Source organism: Enterobacter cloacae complex sp. GF14B (assembly GCF_004136805.1).
GTDB classification, from domain to species: Bacteria; Pseudomonadota; Gammaproteobacteria; order Enterobacterales; family Enterobacteriaceae; genus Enterobacter; species Enterobacter hormaechei_C.
In genome coordinates this window covers 13,468-31,637 of sequence record NZ_QFRV01000057.1, presented here as the reverse complement: position 1 = coordinate 31,637, position 18,170 = coordinate 13,468, and the positions used below count along the sequence as shown (strand labels likewise).

23 protein-coding genes are annotated in these 18,170 nt (G+C 53.2%); 15 read left to right on the top strand and 8 right to left on the bottom strand.

Annotated elements, in window-relative coordinates:
• Positions 1-611: MFS transporter (locus DD606_RS17380; RefSeq protein ID WP_139158322.1), on the top strand; the 611-nt coding region annotated here is incomplete at its 5' end.
• Positions 612-642: 31 nt separating this feature from the next.
• Here the strand turns inward: DD606_RS17380 and DD606_RS17375 are convergent.
• A complete protein-coding gene (locus tag DD606_RS17375; protein WP_022650811.1) occupies positions 643-1,350 on the bottom strand; it encodes a CTP synthase in 708 nt (235 codons plus the stop codon).
• Positions 1,351-1,499: 149 nt separating this feature from the next.
• On the opposite strand from DD606_RS17375, the gene DD606_RS17370 reads away from it, so the two are divergent.
• Positions 1,500-1,844 carry a DUF488 domain-containing protein gene (locus DD606_RS17370; RefSeq protein ID WP_003857886.1) on the top strand — a complete coding sequence of 115 codons (345 nt, stop codon included), beginning with the start codon at positions 1,500-1,502 and terminating at the stop codon, positions 1,842-1,844.
• Here the strand turns inward: DD606_RS17370 and DD606_RS17365 are convergent, their stop codons facing one another.
• Both DD606_RS17365 and DD606_RS17360 read right to left on the bottom strand, forming a co-directional pair.
• Complete coding sequence (locus DD606_RS17365) at positions 1,845-2,150, bottom strand: hypothetical protein (protein ID WP_022650810.1); 306 nt, start codon at positions 2,148-2,150, stop codon at positions 1,845-1,847.
• Between the two features lie 80 nt (positions 2,151-2,230).
• Entirely contained in the window at positions 2,231-2,485 is a 255-nt protein-coding gene (locus tag DD606_RS17360) for a DUF333 domain-containing protein (RefSeq protein WP_022650809.1), read from the bottom strand.
• 312 nt (positions 2,486-2,797) lie between these two features.
• Here DD606_RS17360 and DD606_RS17355 point away from each other — a divergent pair, with 312 nt between their 5' ends.
• Genes DD606_RS17355 through yoaJ form a run of 3 tightly spaced genes read left to right on the top strand, consistent with a single transcriptional unit; the run spans position 2,798 to position 4,045 of the window.
• Positions 2,798-3,826, top strand: a complete 1,029-nt coding sequence (locus DD606_RS17355; protein WP_032609012.1) for a sensor domain-containing diguanylate cyclase — start codon at positions 2,798-2,800, stop codon at positions 3,824-3,826.
• A gap of 45 nt (positions 3,827-3,871) precedes the next feature.
• The gene (locus DD606_RS17350) at positions 3,872-3,970 is read left to right on the top strand and encodes a YoaK family small membrane protein (protein ID WP_015570793.1); all 99 of its coding nucleotides are present in this window, start codon (positions 3,872-3,874) and stop codon (positions 3,968-3,970) included.
• Positions 3,971-4,045 (top strand): protein YoaJ, encoded by a 75-nt coding sequence (yoaJ, locus tag DD606_RS26685; protein WP_015570794.1) that lies wholly within the window; start codon positions 3,971-3,973, stop codon positions 4,043-4,045.
• A 53-nt stretch (positions 4,046-4,098) separates the two neighbouring features.
• Here yoaJ and DD606_RS17340 read toward each other — a convergent pair whose 3' ends face one another.
• Positions 4,099-4,347, bottom strand: a complete 249-nt coding sequence (locus DD606_RS17340) for a GlsB/YeaQ/YmgE family stress response membrane protein (RefSeq protein ID WP_003857896.1) — start codon at positions 4,345-4,347, stop codon at positions 4,099-4,101.
• Positions 4,348-4,718: 371 nt separating this feature from the next.
• On the opposite strand from DD606_RS17340, the gene yncL reads away from it, so the two are divergent.
• The gene (gene yncL, locus DD606_RS17330; protein ID WP_071524166.1) at positions 4,719-4,811 is read left to right on the top strand and encodes a stress response membrane protein YncL; all 93 of its coding nucleotides are present in this window, start codon (positions 4,719-4,721) and stop codon (positions 4,809-4,811) included.
• Between the two features lie 124 nt (positions 4,812-4,935).
• Positions 4,936-6,435 carry a cyclic diguanylate phosphodiesterase gene (locus tag DD606_RS17325; protein WP_129258932.1) on the top strand — a complete coding sequence of 500 codons (1,500 nt, stop codon included), beginning with the start codon at positions 4,936-4,938 and terminating at the stop codon, positions 6,433-6,435.
• 4 nt (positions 6,436-6,439) lie between these two features.
• Here the strand turns inward: DD606_RS17325 and DD606_RS17320 are convergent, their stop codons facing one another.
• On the bottom strand, positions 6,440-6,685 hold the full coding sequence (locus tag DD606_RS17320; RefSeq protein ID WP_022650806.1) for a YmjA family protein: 246 nt from the start codon (positions 6,683-6,685) through the stop codon (positions 6,440-6,442).
• Positions 6,686-6,760: 75 nt separating this feature from the next.
• A complete protein-coding gene (icd, locus tag DD606_RS17315) occupies positions 6,761-8,011 on the bottom strand; it encodes an NADP-dependent isocitrate dehydrogenase (protein WP_003857898.1) in 1,251 nt (416 codons plus the stop codon).
• A 117-nt stretch (positions 8,012-8,128) separates the two neighbouring features.
• Between icd and rluE the strand changes: the two genes are divergently transcribed.
• Genes rluE through purB form a run of 5 tightly spaced genes read left to right on the top strand, consistent with a single transcriptional unit; the run spans position 8,129 to position 12,464 of the window.
• Complete coding sequence (gene rluE, locus DD606_RS17310) at positions 8,129-8,791, top strand: 23S rRNA pseudouridine(2457) synthase RluE (protein WP_022650805.1); 663 nt, start codon at positions 8,129-8,131, stop codon at positions 8,789-8,791.
• Positions 8,791-9,264 carry an NUDIX hydrolase gene (locus tag DD606_RS17305; RefSeq protein WP_127675254.1) on the top strand — a complete coding sequence of 158 codons (474 nt, stop codon included), beginning with the start codon at positions 8,791-8,793 and terminating at the stop codon, positions 9,262-9,264. Before rluE ends, DD606_RS17305 begins: the two co-directional genes overlap by 1 nt.
• Before the next feature lie 40 nt (positions 9,265-9,304).
• The gene (mnmA, locus tag DD606_RS17300) at positions 9,305-10,417 is read left to right on the top strand and encodes a tRNA 2-thiouridine(34) synthase MnmA (RefSeq protein ID WP_032628201.1); all 1,113 of its coding nucleotides are present in this window, start codon (positions 9,305-9,307) and stop codon (positions 10,415-10,417) included.
• A 27-nt stretch (positions 10,418-10,444) separates the two neighbouring features.
• Positions 10,445-11,074 (top strand): high frequency lysogenization protein HflD, encoded by a 630-nt coding sequence (gene hflD, locus DD606_RS17295; RefSeq protein WP_006809213.1) that lies wholly within the window; start codon positions 10,445-10,447, stop codon positions 11,072-11,074.
• 19 nt (positions 11,075-11,093) lie between these two features.
• Positions 11,094-12,464, top strand: a complete 1,371-nt coding sequence (gene purB / locus DD606_RS17290; RefSeq protein ID WP_022650802.1) for an adenylosuccinate lyase — start codon at positions 11,094-11,096, stop codon at positions 12,462-12,464.
• 86 nt (positions 12,465-12,550) lie between these two features.
• On the opposite strand, the gene DD606_RS17285 is transcribed toward purB, so the two are convergent.
• A complete protein-coding gene (locus DD606_RS17285; protein ID WP_022650801.1) occupies positions 12,551-12,943 on the bottom strand; it encodes a hypothetical protein in 393 nt (130 codons plus the stop codon).
• Between the two features lie 394 nt (positions 12,944-13,337).
• On the opposite strand from DD606_RS17285, the gene phoP reads away from it, so the two are divergent.
• The 3 genes from phoP (at position 13,338) to DD606_RS17270 (ending at position 16,686) form a co-directional block, all read left to right on the top strand.
• Entirely contained in the window at positions 13,338-14,009 is a 672-nt protein-coding gene (gene phoP / locus DD606_RS17280) for a two-component system response regulator PhoP (RefSeq protein ID WP_026094318.1), read from the top strand.
• Positions 14,010-15,473 (top strand): two-component system sensor histidine kinase PhoQ, encoded by a 1,464-nt coding sequence (phoQ, locus tag DD606_RS17275; protein WP_015570801.1) that lies wholly within the window; start codon positions 14,010-14,012, stop codon positions 15,471-15,473.
• A gap of 91 nt (positions 15,474-15,564) precedes the next feature.
• Positions 15,565-16,686, top strand: coding sequence for a cupin domain-containing protein (locus DD606_RS17270; protein WP_003857909.1), 1,122 nt, complete (start codon positions 15,565-15,567; stop codon positions 16,684-16,686).
• Between the two features lie 92 nt (positions 16,687-16,778).
• Here the strand turns inward: DD606_RS17270 and pepT are convergent, their stop codons facing one another.
• Positions 16,779-18,002 (bottom strand): peptidase T, encoded by a 1,224-nt coding sequence (gene pepT / locus DD606_RS17265; RefSeq protein ID WP_032658046.1) that lies wholly within the window; start codon positions 18,000-18,002, stop codon positions 16,779-16,781.
• Between the last annotated feature and the right edge of the window lie 168 nt (positions 18,003-18,170).

The window sequence follows — 18,170 nt, the reverse complement described above, 5'->3', positions numbered from 1 at the left end:
CCGCCACCCTGACCGGCGCGGGCGCGTTGCACAACCGGGCTATCTGGCGCTCGGCACTCGCCTGGCAGGTGACGCTTTTTATGGGCATTAACTCGCTGATTTACTATGTCATTATCGGCTGGTTACCCGCGATTTTGCTTAGCCACGGCTACAGCGAAACGCAGGCTGGCTCCATGCACGGGCTTCTCCAGCTGGCAACCGCTGTTCCCGGTCTCGCCATTCCGCTGATCCTGCACCGTCTTAACGATCAGCGTGGCGTAGCCGGGCTTGTCGCTCTGATGTGCGCTGTCAGTGCGGCCGGGTTCTGGTTCGCGCCGGGGCTGGCCGTCGTCTGGACGCTGGTGTTTGGCTTTGGATCCGGCGCCACCATGATCCTCGGCCTGACGTTTATCGGACTGCGGGCCAGCTCGGCACATCAGGCCGCCGCGCTCTCCGGCATGGCACAGTCGATTGGCTATCTTCTGGCGGCCTGTGGCCCACCGCTGATGGGGAAAATTCACGATACCGCCGGAGACTGGCGCATTCCGCTGCTGGCCTGTGCGCTGGCTGCGGTAGTGATGGCCCTGTGCGGCATGCTGGCCGGGCGTGACCGGGAGATCACACCCCGCTGACATTCAAGGCAGACCTGACGGTCTGCTTTTTTTATCCCTGCGCCGCCCGCAGCATGGCCTGTACCAGCACGACAGGTCGCCCTTGAAGCGCAGCCCGCTCATGCTGGAACAGGGTGATGACAAAGAAAGGATGGGTTATCAGCTCTGCCGCGCGGATCTCGCCCTGCTCGTCCCAGCCCGTTACGCGCATGTCGCCCCGCTCAAGCTGGCTGGCAAACTCAGACGAGACACCGTAATTGCAGTGATACCCCTCCTGAATTTCCGGCTTGCCATACGCTTTGGCAATCAGCGTGTTATTCCGCAGCTCTATCGCGTCGGTTTTTTCTACCAGCGAGCAGGTCAGCGGCGCAATCACCATCCTTCCCTCGGTATCGGTTTCGGCATGGCCTGCATCGTGCCAGCCCAGTACATTACGCGCATACTCAATCAGCGCATGCTGGAACCCGCCGCAGGTGCCGAGAAAGGGGATGCTATTCTCACGCGCGTAACGCGCCGCAATAAACGCCGCCTCGGTGTTTTTATACGGGCTTGCCGGTACCAGCCAGATGGCATCATACCCGACGAGGTCTTCGGGGCTGGTCAGCTCAGGCGTGGCGAGCCAGTCATAATCAGCGGTGAGATCCAGAACCGCAGCGGCGTCGTCAATCGCCAGCGGGATCGCCTGGTGCGCAATAACATCAGGATTGAAATCACCAACCAGCGCAATGCGCAGCGTCGTTTTAACCGGGGAGAGTTCCATGAGAGATTCCTTATGCCGGAGGATTTCAGATAACATAAGGAGCCTCAGACTACCGATCTTTTGCAATTATCACAATACCTTAAATTGGGTGGATAAAAGCCGGGTGCTATAGTGTTCTTGCCGAACGTCGCACGGCAGGAGGAAAACGGATGATTCAATGTAAGCGCGTATATGAACAGGCAACGTCAGACGATGGTTACCGGGTGCTGGTAGACAGACTCTGGCCGCGAGGAATAAAAAAGACCGACCTCGCCTGTGATGAGTGGTGTAAATCGCTAACGCCGTCCAGCGAACTGCGAAAAGCTTTTCACAGTGAAACGATAGATTTCACTGCGTTCAGTGAAGCCTATCGTAAAGAGCTGGCGCAGCATCAGGATGAAGGCAAACGCCTGGCGGCCCTCGCCCGACAGCAGACCGTGACGCTACTCTACGGGGCGAAAAACAGGGAGCAGAATCACGCGCGGGTACTGGCGGACTGGCTACGTAAACTGTGATTAACCGATCGCCAGCTCATCCACGTTGTGTGGCATCTCGTCGGGAGTTAGCGGCATCAAATGTTCCGGGCGAACAAACGCAAAACCGTGCTGGTTATCAAAGGCGTAAACATCACCGGTGACCAGCCACAGCGCACGTGCTGATGTATCAGGTAATTGCGTCATGACGCCGTTAACCGGGTTTACAAAACGCTGGCCCGGCTGACAAAGGCCAAACAGCTCCACGGATTTACCGATATTTCGACGGCCTGCCGCCGTACGCGCACCCACGATCATCGCCATGCTGCCCGGTTTTAACTGAAACATACTTCTTCTCGCAAACGTACTGCCAGAAACTGGCTAAGAATAATCCTAAATAGAAGTGTATCGCAGTTTTATTGCCCTTGTCATCTGGTTGGTTGCGGGTGATCGCGTCGGTAGAGATCCCATTCATCGATCACTTCCCCGCCTGGTAATTTGCACTCGGTACGTACACCCTGCGGGCTTTGAACAGGGATTTGCTCTCCCCCTTTCTCCAGACAGTACACTGACGCCGGGTTTGCCATACCAATAGCGTGCGGCGGTTGAGGCGCATCAGGAGGGGTGGTCTTTGTTGAGCAGGCGGCCAGCGGTACAACCAGCGCCAGGAGAAGATATTTCATTATCATGATCCTTCAGGGTGTAAAAACGTCAGAGTAACGGGTCATCGCCGTTTTCTCCATGATTTCTCCATTAAACCTGCACGATTCCCTCTTATAGTGATACCTGTTCTCACACTGACCAGAGAACATCATTCCGTAATCAAGATGTTTTGCCCCGATCTCAACATCGGGGCTTTTTTTTAGCCTCTCCCTCATCCGCTTTCAGAAGAATCTATAAAATTAATCCTGTTCATGTTTTACTATGACCGGAGTCTAAATTTTCAGCATAACATGCAGATACAGAGGTCTTCTGCATGGGAGTCAACCTGCCTCATGTCAGATATCATTCTTGCCCGTGTTTCAGAAACCCTCTCCACTGAGCAATCTCTCGACAGTCTTGTGCGTCAGCTACTGGAAATGCTGGAAATTGTGACGGATATGGAATCAACCTACCTGACCAAAATCGATATTAACGCGCGTTTGCAGCACATTTTATATGCCCGTAACAGCAAGCAAATGCAAATCCCGGAAGGGTTCAGCGTGCCCTGGGACGAAACGCTCTGTAAGCGCGCCATGGATAGCGACACTTTGTTCAGTAACGAGGTGCCTGACCGCTGGCCGGAGTGTGAAGCGGCAAAAGCACTGGGTATTACAACCTATATGAGCGTGCCGGTTCACCTGGCTGACGGTTCTCTGTACGGCACGCTTTGCGCTGCCAGCACCGCACAGAAACAGTTCAGCGAGCGTGGCGAGCAGGTGATCAGGCTCTTTGCCGGGTTAATTGGTCAGTATATTCAGAAAGAGTCGCTTGTGCTTCAGCTTCGTGAAGCAAATGCGGCGCTCATTACCCACTCTTACACCGACGCCCTTACCGGCCTGCCGAATCGTCGCGCCATTTTTGAAAACCTTACCACCCTGTTCTCACTGGCGCGCCATCTTAGCCGCAACGTCATGATTGCCTTTATTGACCTCGATGATTTCAAGCGAATCAATGACCAGTACGGGCATGAGGCGGGCGATCGCTTCCTCGTACAGGTCGGCAAGCGACTGACTCACGAGCAAACGCAGGATGAGATTATTGGCCGGCTCGGCGGCGATGAATTTCTGGTTGCCAGCCTGAGTCACAGCGATGATGGCGACACCAGTACAGAGATCAACGCAATCAAAACCCGCCTCAATGGTCTTATTGCGGGCGAATACGGGTTAGGCAATGCCACCATTCTTTATCCCGGTGCAAGCCTTGGCGTCGTTATTGTTGATCCTCACAGCACGGATGAAGATAGCGCCCTGCGCACCGCGGACCTCGCGATGTATCAGGATAAAAAAGGAAAAAGCAAAACAGGCTTTGTCGCGTTAGATTAAAACCGTACACTCTACGGCCTTATACAAACTCAAACAGGTGATGGCATGAGAATAGGGATCCTCTTTCCGGTGGTTATTTTTATCACAGCGGTGGTGTTTTTAGGCTGGTTTTTCCTTGGCGGTTACGCCGCGCCGGGGGCATAAATGAGAAAAACGACCATCATCATGCTGATTGTCGCCATCGTGGCCGTCGCCGGTACGCAGTTAGGCTGGTGGTAACGCCCAAAGTAAAAAGGCCGCCGTCAGGCAGCCTTTTTTAACACAGGTCAGATTTAGCTTTTGATTTTTCTGTAGATAAACAGAACAACCAGCGCGCCAATCACCGCGACGACAAAGCTGCCGAAGTTGAAGCCATCAACTCTGCCAAAGCCGAACAGGGTACTGATCCAGCCGCCGACGACTGCACCCACAATCCCCAGAATGATCGTGACGATGAAACCGCCGCCATCTTTGCCCGGCATAATCCACTTCGCCAGGATCCCCGCAATCAGCCCAAAGATAATCCAGGATAAAATTCCCATAGCTTTCCTCTCTGTATGGTTTTTGTCATTAAATCAACGACACAGAAAAGGATAGCACAGGATCTGAGAAAGGAAATTTGTGATAAGAATCACACGGCTCGTTTGAGTAAAATATGAGCAGTAAAAAATGTCGATCCACACTCATCCTGGGGTTGCATCTTCTACTGAGAAAGATTATCTTTCTCATTACTGAATAGTTGAGCAAATAACTCAGGTATTCAGTACGACATTGCTCACATTGCTTCCAGTATTTCTTGCCCACTTTTTAGTGGGCTTTTTTTTTGCCTCAACCCACCAAAATCTGGCGTTTTTTCTGTGGAGGTGAAACGCTATTCTCTGTGGCTTCTGAATAACCAAAAAGCGTTGATAACATGAACGTATCGAGCAAGTTCGTCATCTGCCTTAATCTTGTTTCTGCCAGTACGCTACTGTTACTGCTCTCAACACGGTTTGAGTGGTTCTGAGTTGAAAGGAGCCTGGCAGGGTGGATTTCCTTCCGATTCCGTGCCGGCTCAACTCTCATACTTGTAGCTTTTATGACCTGTGTTAAGATCCCTGCACCTCAGGACGTGGCGGGACAGCAGGAAAATGAAGAAGGCCATTGCCGTTGCTATCATCTCAACCTTTATGGTCGTCCTGTCGCTGTATGCGGTTAACGCCATTATCGCTGAGCAGCAAAAGAACCGGCAGAGGGAGATCTCCCACACGCTCTTAAGCTATTCCGAAGAGTTAACACAAAATATCGCCAGTACGCTTAAAAATACCACCGTGCAGGGATGCGATAGCGCCAGTCTGAACGTCTACCGAAAATTAAAGATGCGTAGTCTCTATTTCGCCGATGTGGGGTTTATTGAAAAGGGGAAAATCACCTGCACCGCGTTTTGGGGCAAGCTGGCAAATCCCATCGCCCTTCCCCCTGAGCTGCATAAAACCCAGAACGGATTCAGTCTGGCGCAGTTTTCGCAGAAAGATTTCTTTATCGGCAATGCGACAATCTATAACCACCTTATTATCTTCACCTCCCGTTCAGCCTACGATAAATTTGCCCCCGTTACCGCCAACTATTCGCTTCGTTCTTCCACTAAAGATTTCGGCCGCACCTTTTTCACCGTTACGCCGCCATCAGAAAACCTTAGCCGCTTACAGTCTCTGTTATTTACGCTGGCTGTGACAGAGTGCAGTACACGCTGGGATTTGTGTGTCACCGTCACACACCACGATGCCGGACTGGCTTCGCTCTCCCACGTAGTGATGGTGCTTCTGTGTCTGTTTTTATACTTTATCTGGGTATCCCTGACGCTGTTTTCTCTTCGACTTTATGAAGACCGACGTTCTCTGGAGCGAACGCTGGTCAAGGCGGTGAAAGCGAATACCATCAGCGTTCATTTTCAGCCCGTTATTCGGGTGGCTGATAAGAAAATCGTCGGGGTTGAAGTGTTATCAAGATGGCAGGATAACAATCACAAAGAGGTTTCTCCTGAGCTGTTTATCTCGTTAATCAAAAAAATTGGCCTGTATAACGTTTATTATCAGAACATGATAAAGAAATCCCTGGCGGAAATTGCCGCGCTGGCCGCTGAACATCAGTTAATGATTTCACTGAACGTTGGCCGGACGGAAATTGAAGACGGCAAATTCCTGTCGGTATTACGTCATGCATGCTCAGAGAACGCGATTCCTTTATCGTTAATCAAAGTTGAGTTATCCGAGAATGGCGTTTCCACCTCGGCCATCCTTGAAGAGTTTTGTGAGGAGCTTAAATCGGCAGGCGTCAAAATTTCAATAGACGATTTTGGCGTGCAAAACTCTAATCTTGCCAGGCTCACAAATCTCAAATATGACGAAATCAAGGTAGATAAGTCGTTAGTGGACGGCATCAGCGAGCACTATAAACAGGATATCCTGGTGATCTTCAGCGACGCGCTCGCTAAACTGAACAAAACCCTGGTTTTTGAAGGGGTTGAAAGCGAAACACAATTTCAGTTCATCGCGCAGAGATACCCCGATGCCCTCGTACAAGGCTGGTACTTTTCAAAGTCGCTAACCCGGCACGACCTCGCCAGGCTGCTGGCAGACTCAGCGCGATGACGCGTTATTCATTGCCCCACTGATTCAGGAAGTTCGCAATATCGTCAATGCGCGCTTCGTCTATCTCCGCCTGGACAGCCATCTCCCGCTGCGCCTCTTCACTGATTTCCTCATTGTTGTATAAGCGAGTGAGCAGCAGCTGGAAATAGTGTGCCAGCGGCGTACGCTCTGCCTCTTCTACCGGTTTCGCCGTTTCAGTCGCATACTCGTCGACGATGTCATAATACTTGAGCGGGATATCATGGGTCATAGCGTTGTTTCCGTCTTGTGTGCATAAAAAACGGGAACCCTCAGGCTCCCGTTGTCATTTAACCCAGCGAGTGGATTACATGTTCGCGATAATCGCGTCGCCAAACTCTGAGCATTTCAGCAGTTTAGCGCCTTCCATCAGACGTTCAAAGTCATAGGTGACGGTTTTCGCGTTAATCGCGCCTTCCATACCCTTAACGATCAGGTCTGCGGCTTCGAACCATTCCATATGACGCAGCATCATCTCTGCGGACAGAATGATAGAGCCTGGGTTGACTTTATCCTGGCCTGCGTATTTCGGTGCAGTACCGTGAGTGGCTTCGAACAGGGCGCACTCGTCACCGATGTTCGCGCCCGGGGCGATACCGATACCACCCACCTGTGCTGCCAGCGCATCGGAGATGTAGTCACCATTCAGGTTCATACAGGCGATCACGTCATACTCAGCAGGACGCAGCAGGATCTGTTGCAGGAACGCATCGGCAATCACATCTTTAATGATGATCTCTTTACCGGTGTTCGGGTTCTTAATTTTCTGCCATGGGCCGCCGTCGATCAGTTCACCGCCGAACTCTTCGGTCGCCAGCTGGTAGCCCCAGTCTTTGAACGCGCCTTCGGTGAACTTCATGATATTGCCTTTGTGCACCAGGGTCACAGAGTCACGATCGTTGGTGATAGCGTATTCGATGGCGGCACGCACCAGACGCTTGGTCCCTTCTTCGGAGCACGGCTTGATGCCGATGCCGCAATGCTCAGGGAAGCGAATTTTCTTCACGCCCATCTCTTCGCGCAGGAATTTAATCACTTTTTCTGCATCAGCAGAGTCCGCTTTCCATTCGATACCCGCGTAGATGTCTTCAGAGTTTTCACGGAAGATAACCATGTCGGTCAGTTCCGGGTGCTTAACCGGGCTTGGGGTGCCCTGGTAGTAACGCACCGGACGCAGACACACATACAGATCCAGTTCCTGACGCAGCGCCACGTTCAGGGAGCGAATGCCGCCGCCAACTGGCGTGGTCAGAGGGCCTTTGATAGCAACGCGATAGTCGCGGATCAGGTCCAGCGTTTCGGCTGGCAGCCAGACGTCCTGGCCATAAACTTGAGTGGATTTTTCACCGGTGTAAATTTCCATCCAGGAAATTTTACGCTCGCCTTTGTAGGCTTTCTCAACAGCGGCATCAACCACTTTCAGCATCGCCGGGGTAACGTCTACACCGATACCGTCACCTTCGATGAACGGGATAATCGGGTTGTGAGGAACGTTAATCTTGCCGTTTTGCAGGGTGATCTTTTTACCTTCCGCCGGAACAACTACTTTGCTTTCCATTAACCTCTCCTTCGAGCGCTTCTGGTTGTTACTGATCTTATGTTAATAAATTGTAATGAGCCTTCCGATAGTACCTGATTGTCCGACGCCATGAAAGGTCTTCGTTATTAGGCTATAATGCGGCAATTGATAACGCCTGAAAATACCATGACGAAAACTTCTTTTAGAAAACACCGGGTTGAGCGATTCAGCTCACGACAAGCCACCAGAAGAACGCCAGAACCCCAGCCAACGCGGGTCATACTGTTCAATAAACCCTACGATGTATTGCCGCAGTTTACCGACGAGGCCGGGCGCAGCACGCTGAAGGACTTTATCCCCGTACAGGGAGTCTACGCAGCGGGACGTCTGGATCGCGACAGCGAGGGGCTGCTGGTCCTTACCAATGACGGCGTGCTCCAGGCCAGGCTTACTCAGCCGGGCAAACGTACCGGAAAAATTTACTATGTGCAGGTTGAAGGCGAGCCGGACGACGCGTCGCTGGCAAAGCTGCGCAACGGCGTAACGCTGAACGACGGTCCCACCCTGCCGGCTGGTATTGAACGTGTGAATGAACCCGAGTGGCTGTGGCCGCGCAACCCGCCGATTCGTGAGCGTAAATCCATTCCTACCAGCTGGCTTAAAATCACCCTTTATGAAGGCCGCAACCGACAGGTCAGGCGCATGACTGCGCATGTGGGCTTCCCTACCCTGCGACTCATTCGCTACGCCATGGGCAGCTATACGCTGGACTCGCTGGCAAACGGGGAATGGCGGGATGTTACCCCTAAGGAGAACTGATGTTTAAACCTCATGTTACGGTCGCCTGCGTGGTACACGCGCAGGGGAAATTCCTGGTGGTGGAAGAGACCATTAACGGCAAAGCGCTGTGGAACCAGCCAGCCGGGCATCTTGAAGCCAATGAAACCTTATTGCAGGCAGCGAAACGCGAGCTCTGGGAAGAGACGGGTATCCGCGCCGAACCGCAGCGCTTTATCCGTATGCATCAGTGGATAGCGCCTGACCAGACACCTTTCCTGCGCTTTTTATTCGCCGTTGAGCTTAACGAAACGTGCGCCACTGAACCGCACGACGACGATATCGATCGCTGCCTGTGGGTGACCGCAGACGAGATCCTGAACGCGTCAAACCTGCGCTCGCCGCTGGTTGCGGAAAGCATCCGCTGCTGGCAGTCTGCGGCGCGCCTGCCGCTGGATGTCATTACAGAATTTAACTGGCCGTTTACAGAGGGTGTCAATGGTGGGGGGGCGTGATAGAATACGCCGCCTTGAAGTTCAATGTCGTGAGTATTCCATGTCAGATAACAGCCAGAAAAAAGTAATCGTCGGCATGTCCGGCGGTGTCGATTCCTCCGTTTCCGCCTACCTGTTGCAGCAACAGGGCTATAAGGTGGAGGGCCTGTTCATGAAGAACTGGGAGGAAGACGATGGCGAGGAATACTGCACTGCCGCTGCGGATCTCGCCGATGCGCAGGCCGTGTGCGATAAGCTCGGCATCGAACTGCACACCGTTAACTTTGCCGCAGAATACTGGGACAATGTTTTTGAACTCTTCCTCGAAGAGTACAAAGCGGGCCGCACGCCAAACCCGGATATCCTGTGCAACAAAGAGATCAAATTCAAAGCCTTCCTGGAATTCGCTGCGGAAGACCTGGGCGCAGACTACATTGCGACCGGCCACTACGTGCGTCGCGCGGATGTGAATGGCAAAAGCCAGCTGCTGCGCGGTCTGGACGGCAACAAAGATCAGAGCTACTTCCTCTATACGCTGAGCCACGAACAGATTGCCCAAAGTCTGTTCCCGGTCGGCGAGCTGGAAAAGCCGGAAGTGCGTAAGATTGCTGAAGATCTGGATCTGATCACCGCGAAGAAAAAAGACTCCACCGGTATTTGTTTTATCGGCGAGCGTAAATTCCGCGAGTTCCTGGGGCGCTACCTGCCTGCACAGCCGGGCAAAATCGTCACCGTTGACGGTGATGAGATTGGTCAGCACCAGGGACTGATGTACCACACTCTCGGCCAGCGTAAAGGTCTGGGTATCGGCGGCACCAAAGAGGGCAGCGAAGATCCGTGGTATGTGGTCGACAAAGACGTCGAAAACAATATTCTGGTTGTGGCTCAGGGTCACGACCACCCGCGCCTGATGTCCGTTGGACTGATCGCGCAACAGCTGCACTGGGTCGATCGCGAGCCGCTGGAAGGCACGCTGCGCTGCACAGTGAAAACGCGCTATCGCCAGACGGACATCCCTTGCACCGTAACCGCACTGGATGACGATCGCATTGACGTGCGTTTCGACGAGCCGGTTTCCGCCGTTACCCCTGGCCAGTCTGCTGTTTTCTACAGCGGCGAAATTTGCCTCGGCGGTGGGATCATTGAACAGCGCCTGCCGCTGCCTGCTGTTTAAACCGTTTGCACACATAAAGGAGACCGTGTGGCGAAGAACTATTACGACATCACCCTGGCGCTGGCGGGAATTTGCCAGTCAGCCCGTCTGGTGCAACAGCTGGCGCATCAGGGTCATTGCGACGCTGACGCCCTGCACGTTTCACTTAACAGCGTTATCGACCTCAACCCAGGCTCCACGCTGGGCGTCTTTGGCGGCAGTGAAACCAATCTTCGTCTCGGTCTTGAAACTCTGCTCGGCGTGCTCAACGCCAGCAACCGTCAGGGGTTGAATGCGGAACTGACCCGCTACACCTTAAGCCTGATGGTGCTGGAACGTAAGCTGAACGCGGCAAAAGGCGCAATGAATACCCTGGGCGATCGCATCGCCGGGCTACAGCGCCAGCTCGACCACTTTGACCTCCAGTCTGAGACCCTGCTGAGCGCGATGGCCGGTATCTATGTTGACGTGATTAGCCCGCTCGGCCCGCGTATTCAGGTCACCGGTTCGCCTGCCGTATTGCAAAGCCCACAGGTACAGGCGAAGGTACGCGCTTCGCTGCTGGCAGGCATCCGTGCCGCCGTGCTGTGGCAACAGGTCGGCGGTGGCCGCCTACAGTTAATGTTTTCTCGTCATCGCCTGACGACTCAGGCAAAACAAATTCTTGCTCATTGTTAACCTCCCGGAGTTGCGAATTATGGAATTATCCTCACTGACCGCCGTATCCCCTGTCGATGGACGCTACGGCGATAAAGTCAGCGCGCTGCGCGGGATCTTCAGCGAATATGGCCTGCTGAAGTTCCGTGTTCAGGTTGAAGTACGCTGGCTGCAAAAGCTGGCCGCCCAGACAGCAATCAAGGAAGTTCCTGCTTTTGACGCAAAGGCAAACGATTACCTTGATAAAATCGTTGCTGAGTTCAGCGAAGAAGATGCCGCGCGCATTAAAACCATCGAACGCACCACCAACCACGACGTGAAAGCAGTTGAATACTTCCTGAAAGAGAAAGTGGCATGCGTCCCTGCCCTGCACGCGGTATCTGAATTTATTCACTTCGCCTGTACGTCTGAGGATATTAACAACCTGTCTCACGCGCTGATGCTCTCTACCGCGCGGAAAGAGGTGGTACTCCCTTACTGGCGTAAAATCATTGATGCGGTGAAAGCGCTGTCCGTGGAATACCGCGACATTCCGCTGCTGTCCCGTACTCACGGCCAGCCAGCAACCCCATCCACCATGGGTAAAGAGATGGCGAACGTGGCGTACCGCATGGAACGCCAGTATCGTCAGCTGGAGCAGGTTGAGATCCTCGGCAAAATCAACGGCGCGGTGGGTAACTACAACGCCCACATCGCCGCGTACCCGGAAGTGGACTGGCACCAGTTCAGCGAAGAGTTTGTGACCTCTCTGGGGATCCAGTGGAACCCGTACACCACCCAGATTGAGCCGCACGACTACATCGCCGAGCTGTTTGACTGCATTGCGCGCTTCAACACCATCCTGATCGACTTCGATCGTGACGTATGGGGTTACATCGCCCTGAACCACTTCAAGCAGAAAACCATCGCCGGGGAAATCGGTTCGTCCACCATGCCGCACAAAGTGAACCCAATCGACTTCGAAAACTCCGAAGGTAACCTGGGTCTGGCGAATGCCGTGTTGCAGCATATGGCGAGCAAGCTGCCGGTATCCCGCTGGCAGCGCGACCTGACTGACTCCACGGTGCTGCGTAACCTGGGCGTAGGTATTGGCTACGCGCTGATCGCCTACCAGTCCACCCTGAAAGGTGTGAGCAAACTGGAAGTTAACCGCGACCGTCTGCTGGACGAGCTGGATCACAACTGGGAAGTGCTGGCGGAGCCGATTCAGACCGTGATGCGTCGTTACGGCATTGAAAAACCGTACGAGAAACTCAAAGAGCTGACCCGCGGTAAACGCGTTGATGCTGAAGGTATGAAACAGTTTATCGACGGTCTGGCGCTGCCAGAAGAAGAAAAAGCGCGCCTGAAAGAGATGACCCCGGCAAACTATATCGGCCGTGCCATCACTATGGTTGACGAGCTGAAGTAATCGCCTTCCCCCTTTCCACCCGGAAAGGGGGCTGTTTTTCATCATCGAGTTGATGTTTTCACGTCACATTACCTGTTTTGCCGGGATTAAAGCCTGCCGTCAGGATGGTTGTTAATTTTCGTCGTGGAATAACTTTCCGGAATATATCGTTTTAAGCCGAACGGGCACAGTTTGAACTGGCACGGGGTTTCAGCCGTGCACGGACGATCCATCTCTTGCCGGTTGCCTGGACACGCGTTTTTCTGTTTGAACCCCATCCAGCCTATGGATGTAAAGGGCATTGCCTGCGCTATCCATACTCTACGGCGTCGATCGTTAATCAGGATCCCCTGGTTTGAGGTGGTGATGATTTCACCTGTACGAACGTAATAATCTCCCTTTAACCACAGGATATAATTCAGGCCATACTGTGTTTCAACTTTGCAAAAGATAGTTCCGCTTTCCGGGCTCGCAATAGTCTCAACAACCTTCCATTCCATAAAACCCTCTTTACTCGCTATATTGCTGTTTTGTCGTGTAAAAATGCTGCTTTTCTGGCACATCTTATGCAAATCTAATTTCGCACCATAAAATAATCGTAGACAAAGGCAGACATAGTGAGAACATCCTTACAAAAAAAAGGGCAATCTTTACAAAACTGGCGTGACCCTTCTGTCAAAAAAGCGACTCGCCTTCAACATTTCATAAACGGATGGCTGTTTTATCCGGATTGCAGAAGCTTGCGAAAACAAGTCCGTTTATATTACCCGCGCCTGGCGTCATGCCCCCTGTGTTCTGGAGCATGCAAAAAAATCATTTAATTTCATCGCGCTGGTGTCAACCTGAATAATCAGCGTTAAACTATTCATACCATTTATAAAGGGAGAAATGATGATGCGCGTACTGGTTGTTGAGGATAACGCATTGCTACGTCATCACCTGAAAGTTCAACTTCAGGAGATGGGTCATCAGGTGGACGATGCTGAAGACGCAAAAGAGGCCGATTATTATCTCAATGAACACCTGCCGGACATCGCCATTGTCGATTTAGGGCTACCGGATGAAGACGGATTGTCCCTTATCCGCCGCTGGCGTAGCCATGACGTTTCCCTGCCGGTGCTGGTGCTAACTGCCCGTGAAGGCTGGCAGGACAAGGTTGAAGTCCTGAGCGCTGGCGCGGATGACTACGTGACTAAACCCTTCCATATTGAAGAAGTCGCCGCGCGTATGCAGGCGCTTCTGCGCCGCAACAGCGGGCTGGCGTCGCAGGTGATCTCTCTGCCGCCATTCCAGGTGGATCTCTCCCGCCGCGAATTTTCTATTAATGATGAAGTGATCAAGCTGACCGCATTCGAATACACCATCATGGAAACGCTGATCCGTAACAACGGTAAAGTGGTGAGCAAAGATTCTCTGATGCTTCAGCTCTATCCGGATGCCGAACTGCGCGAAAGCCACACCATTGACGTGCTGATGGGCCGCCTGCGTAAAAAAATTCAGGCGCAGTACCCGCATGACGTGATCACCACCGTGCGTGGTCAGGGTTACCTGTTTGAATTACGCTAAATGAAAGGGATTTTGCGTCACATTTTACCCCTTTCGCTGCGGGTTCGCTTTTTGCTGGCAACCGCCGCCGTCGTGCTGGTGCTGTCGCTCTCTTACGGGATGGTGGCGCTGGTCGGGTATAGCGTGAGCTTCGATAAAACCACCTTCCGCCTGCTTCGCGGCGAAAGTAACCTGTTTTATACCCTGGCGAAGTGGGAGAACAACCGAATCACCGTCGAGATGCCGGAAAACCTGAATCAGCAGAGCCCGACGCTGGCGCTGATCTACGATGAAAAAGGGAAATTGCTGTGGGCCCAGCGCGATGTCCCGTGGCTGAAAAAGCGCATCCGTCCGGAATGGCTGAAAACCAACGGTTTTCATGAAATAGAAGCCGATCTCAACTCCACCAGCAGCCTGCTGCGTGACGATCGCGCCTTACAGATCAAGCTTAATGAGATCCGTGCCGAAGATGACGACACGGAGATGACCCACTCTGTGGCCATCAACCTTTATCCCGCCACCCTGAACATGCCGCAGTTAACCATTGTGGTGATCGATACCATCCCGGTTGAGCTGAAACGCTCATATATGGTCTGGAACTGGTTTGTGTATGTTCTGGCTGCCAACCTGCTGCTGGTGATCCCTCTCCTGTGGGTTGCTGCATGGTGGAGCCTCCGCCCGATTGAATCCCTTGCCAAAGAGGTGCGCGAGCTGGAAGAACATCACCGCGAGAAGCTGAACCCGGAAACTACGCGCGAACTGACCAGCCTGGTGCGCAACCTCAACCGCCTGCTGAAAAGCGAACGTGAACGCTACGACAAGTATCGCACGACGCTCACCGACCTTACGCACAGCCTGAAAACCCCGCTGGCGGTGATGCAGAGTACCCTGCGTTCCATGCGCAGTTCGAAAATGAGCGTGGATGATGCAGAGCCGGTGATGCTGGAACAAATCAGCCGTATTTCACAGCAGATCGGCTATTACCTGCACCGCGCGAGCATGCGCTCCGGAAGCGCTCTGTTGAGCCGTGAACTGCACCCGGTAGCCCCGCTGCTGGATAACCTCACCTCGGCGCTGAACAAGGTGTACCAGCGTAAAGGGGTCAACATCAGTCTGGATATCTCACCGGAAATTAGCTTTGTTGGCGAGAAGAATGACTTTATGGAAGTGATGGGAAACCTGCTCGATAACGCCTGTAAATATTGTCTGGAGTTTGTCGAGGTTTCCGCGCGGGTAACGGATAACGAACTGCATATTATCGTTGAGGATGATGGTCCTGGCATTCCCCGTAATAAACGCGAAGTGGTGTTCGATCGCGGCCAGCGCGCCGATACGCTGCGGCCAGGCCAGGGCGTCGGATTATCCGTCGCCAGGGAAATTGTCGATCAGTACGAGGGCAAGATTGAAACCGGTGAAAGTTTGCTGGGCGGAGCCCGGATGGAAGTCATTTTTGGCCGCCAGCATCCCGTATCGAACGATAGTTGACCCGGAATGTGAAAAATACGCGGATCTCGCAGCCAGGGAGCGGGGCTTCCGTTATAATCCGACTCAGTAAGAGCCTGCGGAATACATAAATATGGATTATCAATTAACGCTTAACTGGCCCGACTTTATTGAACGTTACTGGCAAAAACGCCCGGTCGTTCTTAAACGCGGGATCAGCAATTTTATCGACCCTATTTCTCCTGACGAACTCGCTGGTCTGGCGATGGAAAACGAGGTAGACAGCCGTCTGGTAAGCCACCAGGACGGGAAATGGCAGGTCAGCCACGGTCCCTTTGAAAGCTACGATCACCTGGGCGAAAACAACTGGTCTTTACTGGTGCAGGCGGTCAACAACTGGCACGAACCTACCGCAGCCTTAATGCGTCCCTTCCGCGCCCTGCCAGACTGGCGAATGGACGATCTGATGATCTCCTTCTCCGTTCCCGGTGGCGGCGTGGGTCCGCATCTGGATCAGTACGACGTGTTTATCATTCAGGGTACCGGTCGCCGTCGCTGGCGCGTGGGCGAAAAAGTGCCAATGAAACAGCACTGCCCGCACCCGGATCTGCTCCAGGTTGATCCGTTTGAAGGGATCATTGATGAAGAGCTGGAGCCAGGTGACATTCTTTATATCCCACCGGGCTTCCCGCATGAAGGTTATTCCCTGGAAAACTCGCTGAACTATTCGGTTGGTTTCCGCGCGCCAAGCGGGCGCGAGATGATCAGCGGATTTGCTGACTATGTTTTACAGCGTGAGCTGGGCAGTTACCGTTACAGCGATCCGGACGTGCCGGCGCGTGAGCATCCGGCGGATATTCTGCCAGAGGAGCTGGATAAGCTGCGCGGGATGATGCTGGATCTGATCAACGAACCGGAGCACTTCAGACAGTGGTTTGGCGAGTTTATCAGCCAGTCGCGTCACGAACTGGACGTCGCACCGCCAGAGCCGCCTTATCAGGCAGATGAAATTTATGATGCGCTCCAGCAGGGCGATAAGCTGGTTCGTCTGGGCGGATTACGTGTACTGCGCATTGGCGAAGAGGTATTCGTCAACGGCGAGCGCCTGGACTCTCCGCATCGCCCGGCGCTGGAAGCAATTGCCAGCCATATGGTGCTGACTGCGGATACCTTTGGCGACGCGCTGGACGATCCCTCCTTCCTCGCCATGCTGGCCGCGCTGGTTAACAGCGGGTACTGGTTTTTTGAGGACTGAACCATGATGTTTGCCGGGTGGCAGCTACGCCTTACCCGGCCTACAAAAGCCGTTCCTGTAGGCCCGGTAAGCGAAGCGCCACCGGGCTTTTTTTACCGCTTCGCGGTTAACTCCGCTATCCGCACAATCACCTGCACCGCTTTCTCCATCCCTTCCAGCGTCACGAACTCATGCTTGCCGTGGTAGTTATATCCACCGGTAAACAGGTTCGGGCACGGCAGGCCCATAAACGACAGCTGTGAACCATCGGTTCCACCACGGATCGGTTTCATCACCGGCTCGATGTCACAATCGCGCATCGCCTGCTGGGCGATATCAAGAATGTGCGGATGTTCCATCACCTTCTCGCGCATATTGTAATAGCTGTCTTCGATGATGAGCTCAATATAGCAATCCGGATGTAGCCCCTTGCCGACTTTTTTCGCGATCTCCATCATCTTACGCTTGCGCGCTTCAAAGGCTTTGCGGTCGAAATCGCGGACAATATAGTGCATCTGCGCGCTGTCCACGGTCCCCTTGATGCTGGTCAGATGATAAAAACCCTCATACCCTTCCGTCATCTCCGGGCTCTCTTCGGCGGGCACTTCCGCATGAATACGCGCAGCTAGCGACAGTGCATTCACCATCACTCCTTTCGCAGAGCCCGGGTGCACGTTATTCCCGACGATTTTGATCGTTACCGATGCCGCGTTGAAGTTTTCATACTCAAGTTCACCCACGCCGCCACCGTCAACGGTGTAGGCCCATTGCGCGTTAAACGCCTCAACGTCAAAGTGTTTCGCGCCTTTTCCAACCTCTTCATCCGGCGTGAAGGCCACGCGGATATCGCCATGCGGGATATTTTTGCCCTTCAGCACCGCCAGCGCCGTCATGATCTCGGCGATGCCCGCTTTGTCATCGGCCCCCAGCAAGGTTTTGCCGTCGGTGGTGATTAACGTCTGCCCCAGCAGCTGATGCAGTACCGGGAACATCACTGGCGACAGCACTTCGTCGCCAATGCCCAGTGCTATATCACCGCCGCGGTAGTTTTCAACAATCTGCGGATTAACGTGTTTACCGCTAAAATCAGGTGAGGTATCGACATGAGAAATAAAGCCAATTGCCGGGATATTGCCGTCAATATTCGCCGGCAGCGTTCCCATCACGGTCCCTTTTTCGCTGAGCGTGACGTCAACCAACCCCATAGCCTCCAGCTGCTCTTTCAGCAGATTTAGCAGCTTCCACTGGCCTTCGGTGCTTGGCACCTGTCGGACCCCCGGCTTAGATTGGGTATCCAGCGAAACGTAATGTAAGAAACGCTCAAGTAGTTTATCCATGCAGTCACCCTCACTTTTTGTGACAACATTATCATTAAGCAGCAAAACGCAAATATTGCGTCAGGTCACTTTTATCCCGCAAACGAGAACTTTTTACGTTTATATCGTTCTGCGTTAATAAATGTAGCTTATGAATAAGTGAGAAGGATTGGCGATTCAATGGGTTTG

What these genes read in the sequence shown, in the direction of transcription:
- DD606_RS17375 (WP_022650811.1), bottom strand. Translation starts at nt 1,350, where the DNA reads ATGGAACTCTCCCCGGTTAAAACGACGCTGCGCATTGCGCTGGTTGGT.
- DD606_RS17370 (WP_003857886.1), top strand. Translation starts at nt 1,500, where the DNA reads ATGATTCAATGTAAGCGCGTATATGAACAGGCAACGTCAGACGATGGT.
- DD606_RS17365 (WP_022650810.1), bottom strand. Translation starts at nt 2,150, where the DNA reads ATGTTTCAGTTAAAACCGGGCAGCATGGCGATGATCGTGGGTGCGCGT.
- DD606_RS17360 (WP_022650809.1), bottom strand. Translation starts at nt 2,485, where the DNA reads ATGAAATATCTTCTCCTGGCGCTGGTTGTACCGCTGGCCGCCTGCTCA.
- DD606_RS17355 (WP_032609012.1), top strand. Translation starts at nt 2,798, where the DNA reads ATGTCAGATATCATTCTTGCCCGTGTTTCAGAAACCCTCTCCACTGAG.
- DD606_RS17350 (WP_015570793.1), top strand. Translation starts at nt 3,872, where the DNA reads ATGAGAATAGGGATCCTCTTTCCGGTGGTTATTTTTATCACAGCGGTG.
- DD606_RS17340 (WP_003857896.1), bottom strand. Translation starts at nt 4,347, where the DNA reads ATGGGAATTTTATCCTGGATTATCTTTGGGCTGATTGCGGGGATCCTG.
- yncL (WP_071524166.1), top strand. Translation starts at nt 4,719, where the DNA reads ATGAACGTATCGAGCAAGTTCGTCATCTGCCTTAATCTTGTTTCTGCC.
- DD606_RS17325 (WP_129258932.1), top strand. Translation starts at nt 4,936, where the DNA reads ATGAAGAAGGCCATTGCCGTTGCTATCATCTCAACCTTTATGGTCGTC.
- DD606_RS17320 (WP_022650806.1), bottom strand. Translation starts at nt 6,685, where the DNA reads ATGACCCATGATATCCCGCTCAAGTATTATGACATCGTCGACGAGTAT.
- icd (WP_003857898.1), bottom strand. Translation starts at nt 8,011, where the DNA reads ATGGAAAGCAAAGTAGTTGTTCCGGCGGAAGGTAAAAAGATCACCCTG.
- rluE (WP_022650805.1), top strand. Translation starts at nt 8,129, where the DNA reads ATGCGGCAATTGATAACGCCTGAAAATACCATGACGAAAACTTCTTTT.
- DD606_RS17305 (WP_127675254.1), top strand. Translation starts at nt 8,791, where the DNA reads ATGTTTAAACCTCATGTTACGGTCGCCTGCGTGGTACACGCGCAGGGG.
- mnmA (WP_032628201.1), top strand. Translation starts at nt 9,305, where the DNA reads ATGTCAGATAACAGCCAGAAAAAAGTAATCGTCGGCATGTCCGGCGGT.
- purB (WP_022650802.1), top strand. Translation starts at nt 11,094, where the DNA reads ATGGAATTATCCTCACTGACCGCCGTATCCCCTGTCGATGGACGCTAC.
- DD606_RS17285 (WP_022650801.1), bottom strand. Translation starts at nt 12,943, where the DNA reads ATGGAATGGAAGGTTGTTGAGACTATTGCGAGCCCGGAAAGCGGAACT.
- phoP (WP_026094318.1), top strand. Translation starts at nt 13,338, where the DNA reads ATGCGCGTACTGGTTGTTGAGGATAACGCATTGCTACGTCATCACCTG.
- phoQ (WP_015570801.1), top strand. Translation starts at nt 14,010, where the DNA reads ATGAAAGGGATTTTGCGTCACATTTTACCCCTTTCGCTGCGGGTTCGC.
- DD606_RS17270 (WP_003857909.1), top strand. Translation starts at nt 15,565, where the DNA reads ATGGATTATCAATTAACGCTTAACTGGCCCGACTTTATTGAACGTTAC.
- pepT (WP_032658046.1), bottom strand. Translation starts at nt 18,002, where the DNA reads ATGGATAAACTACTTGAGCGTTTCTTACATTACGTTTCGCTGGATACC.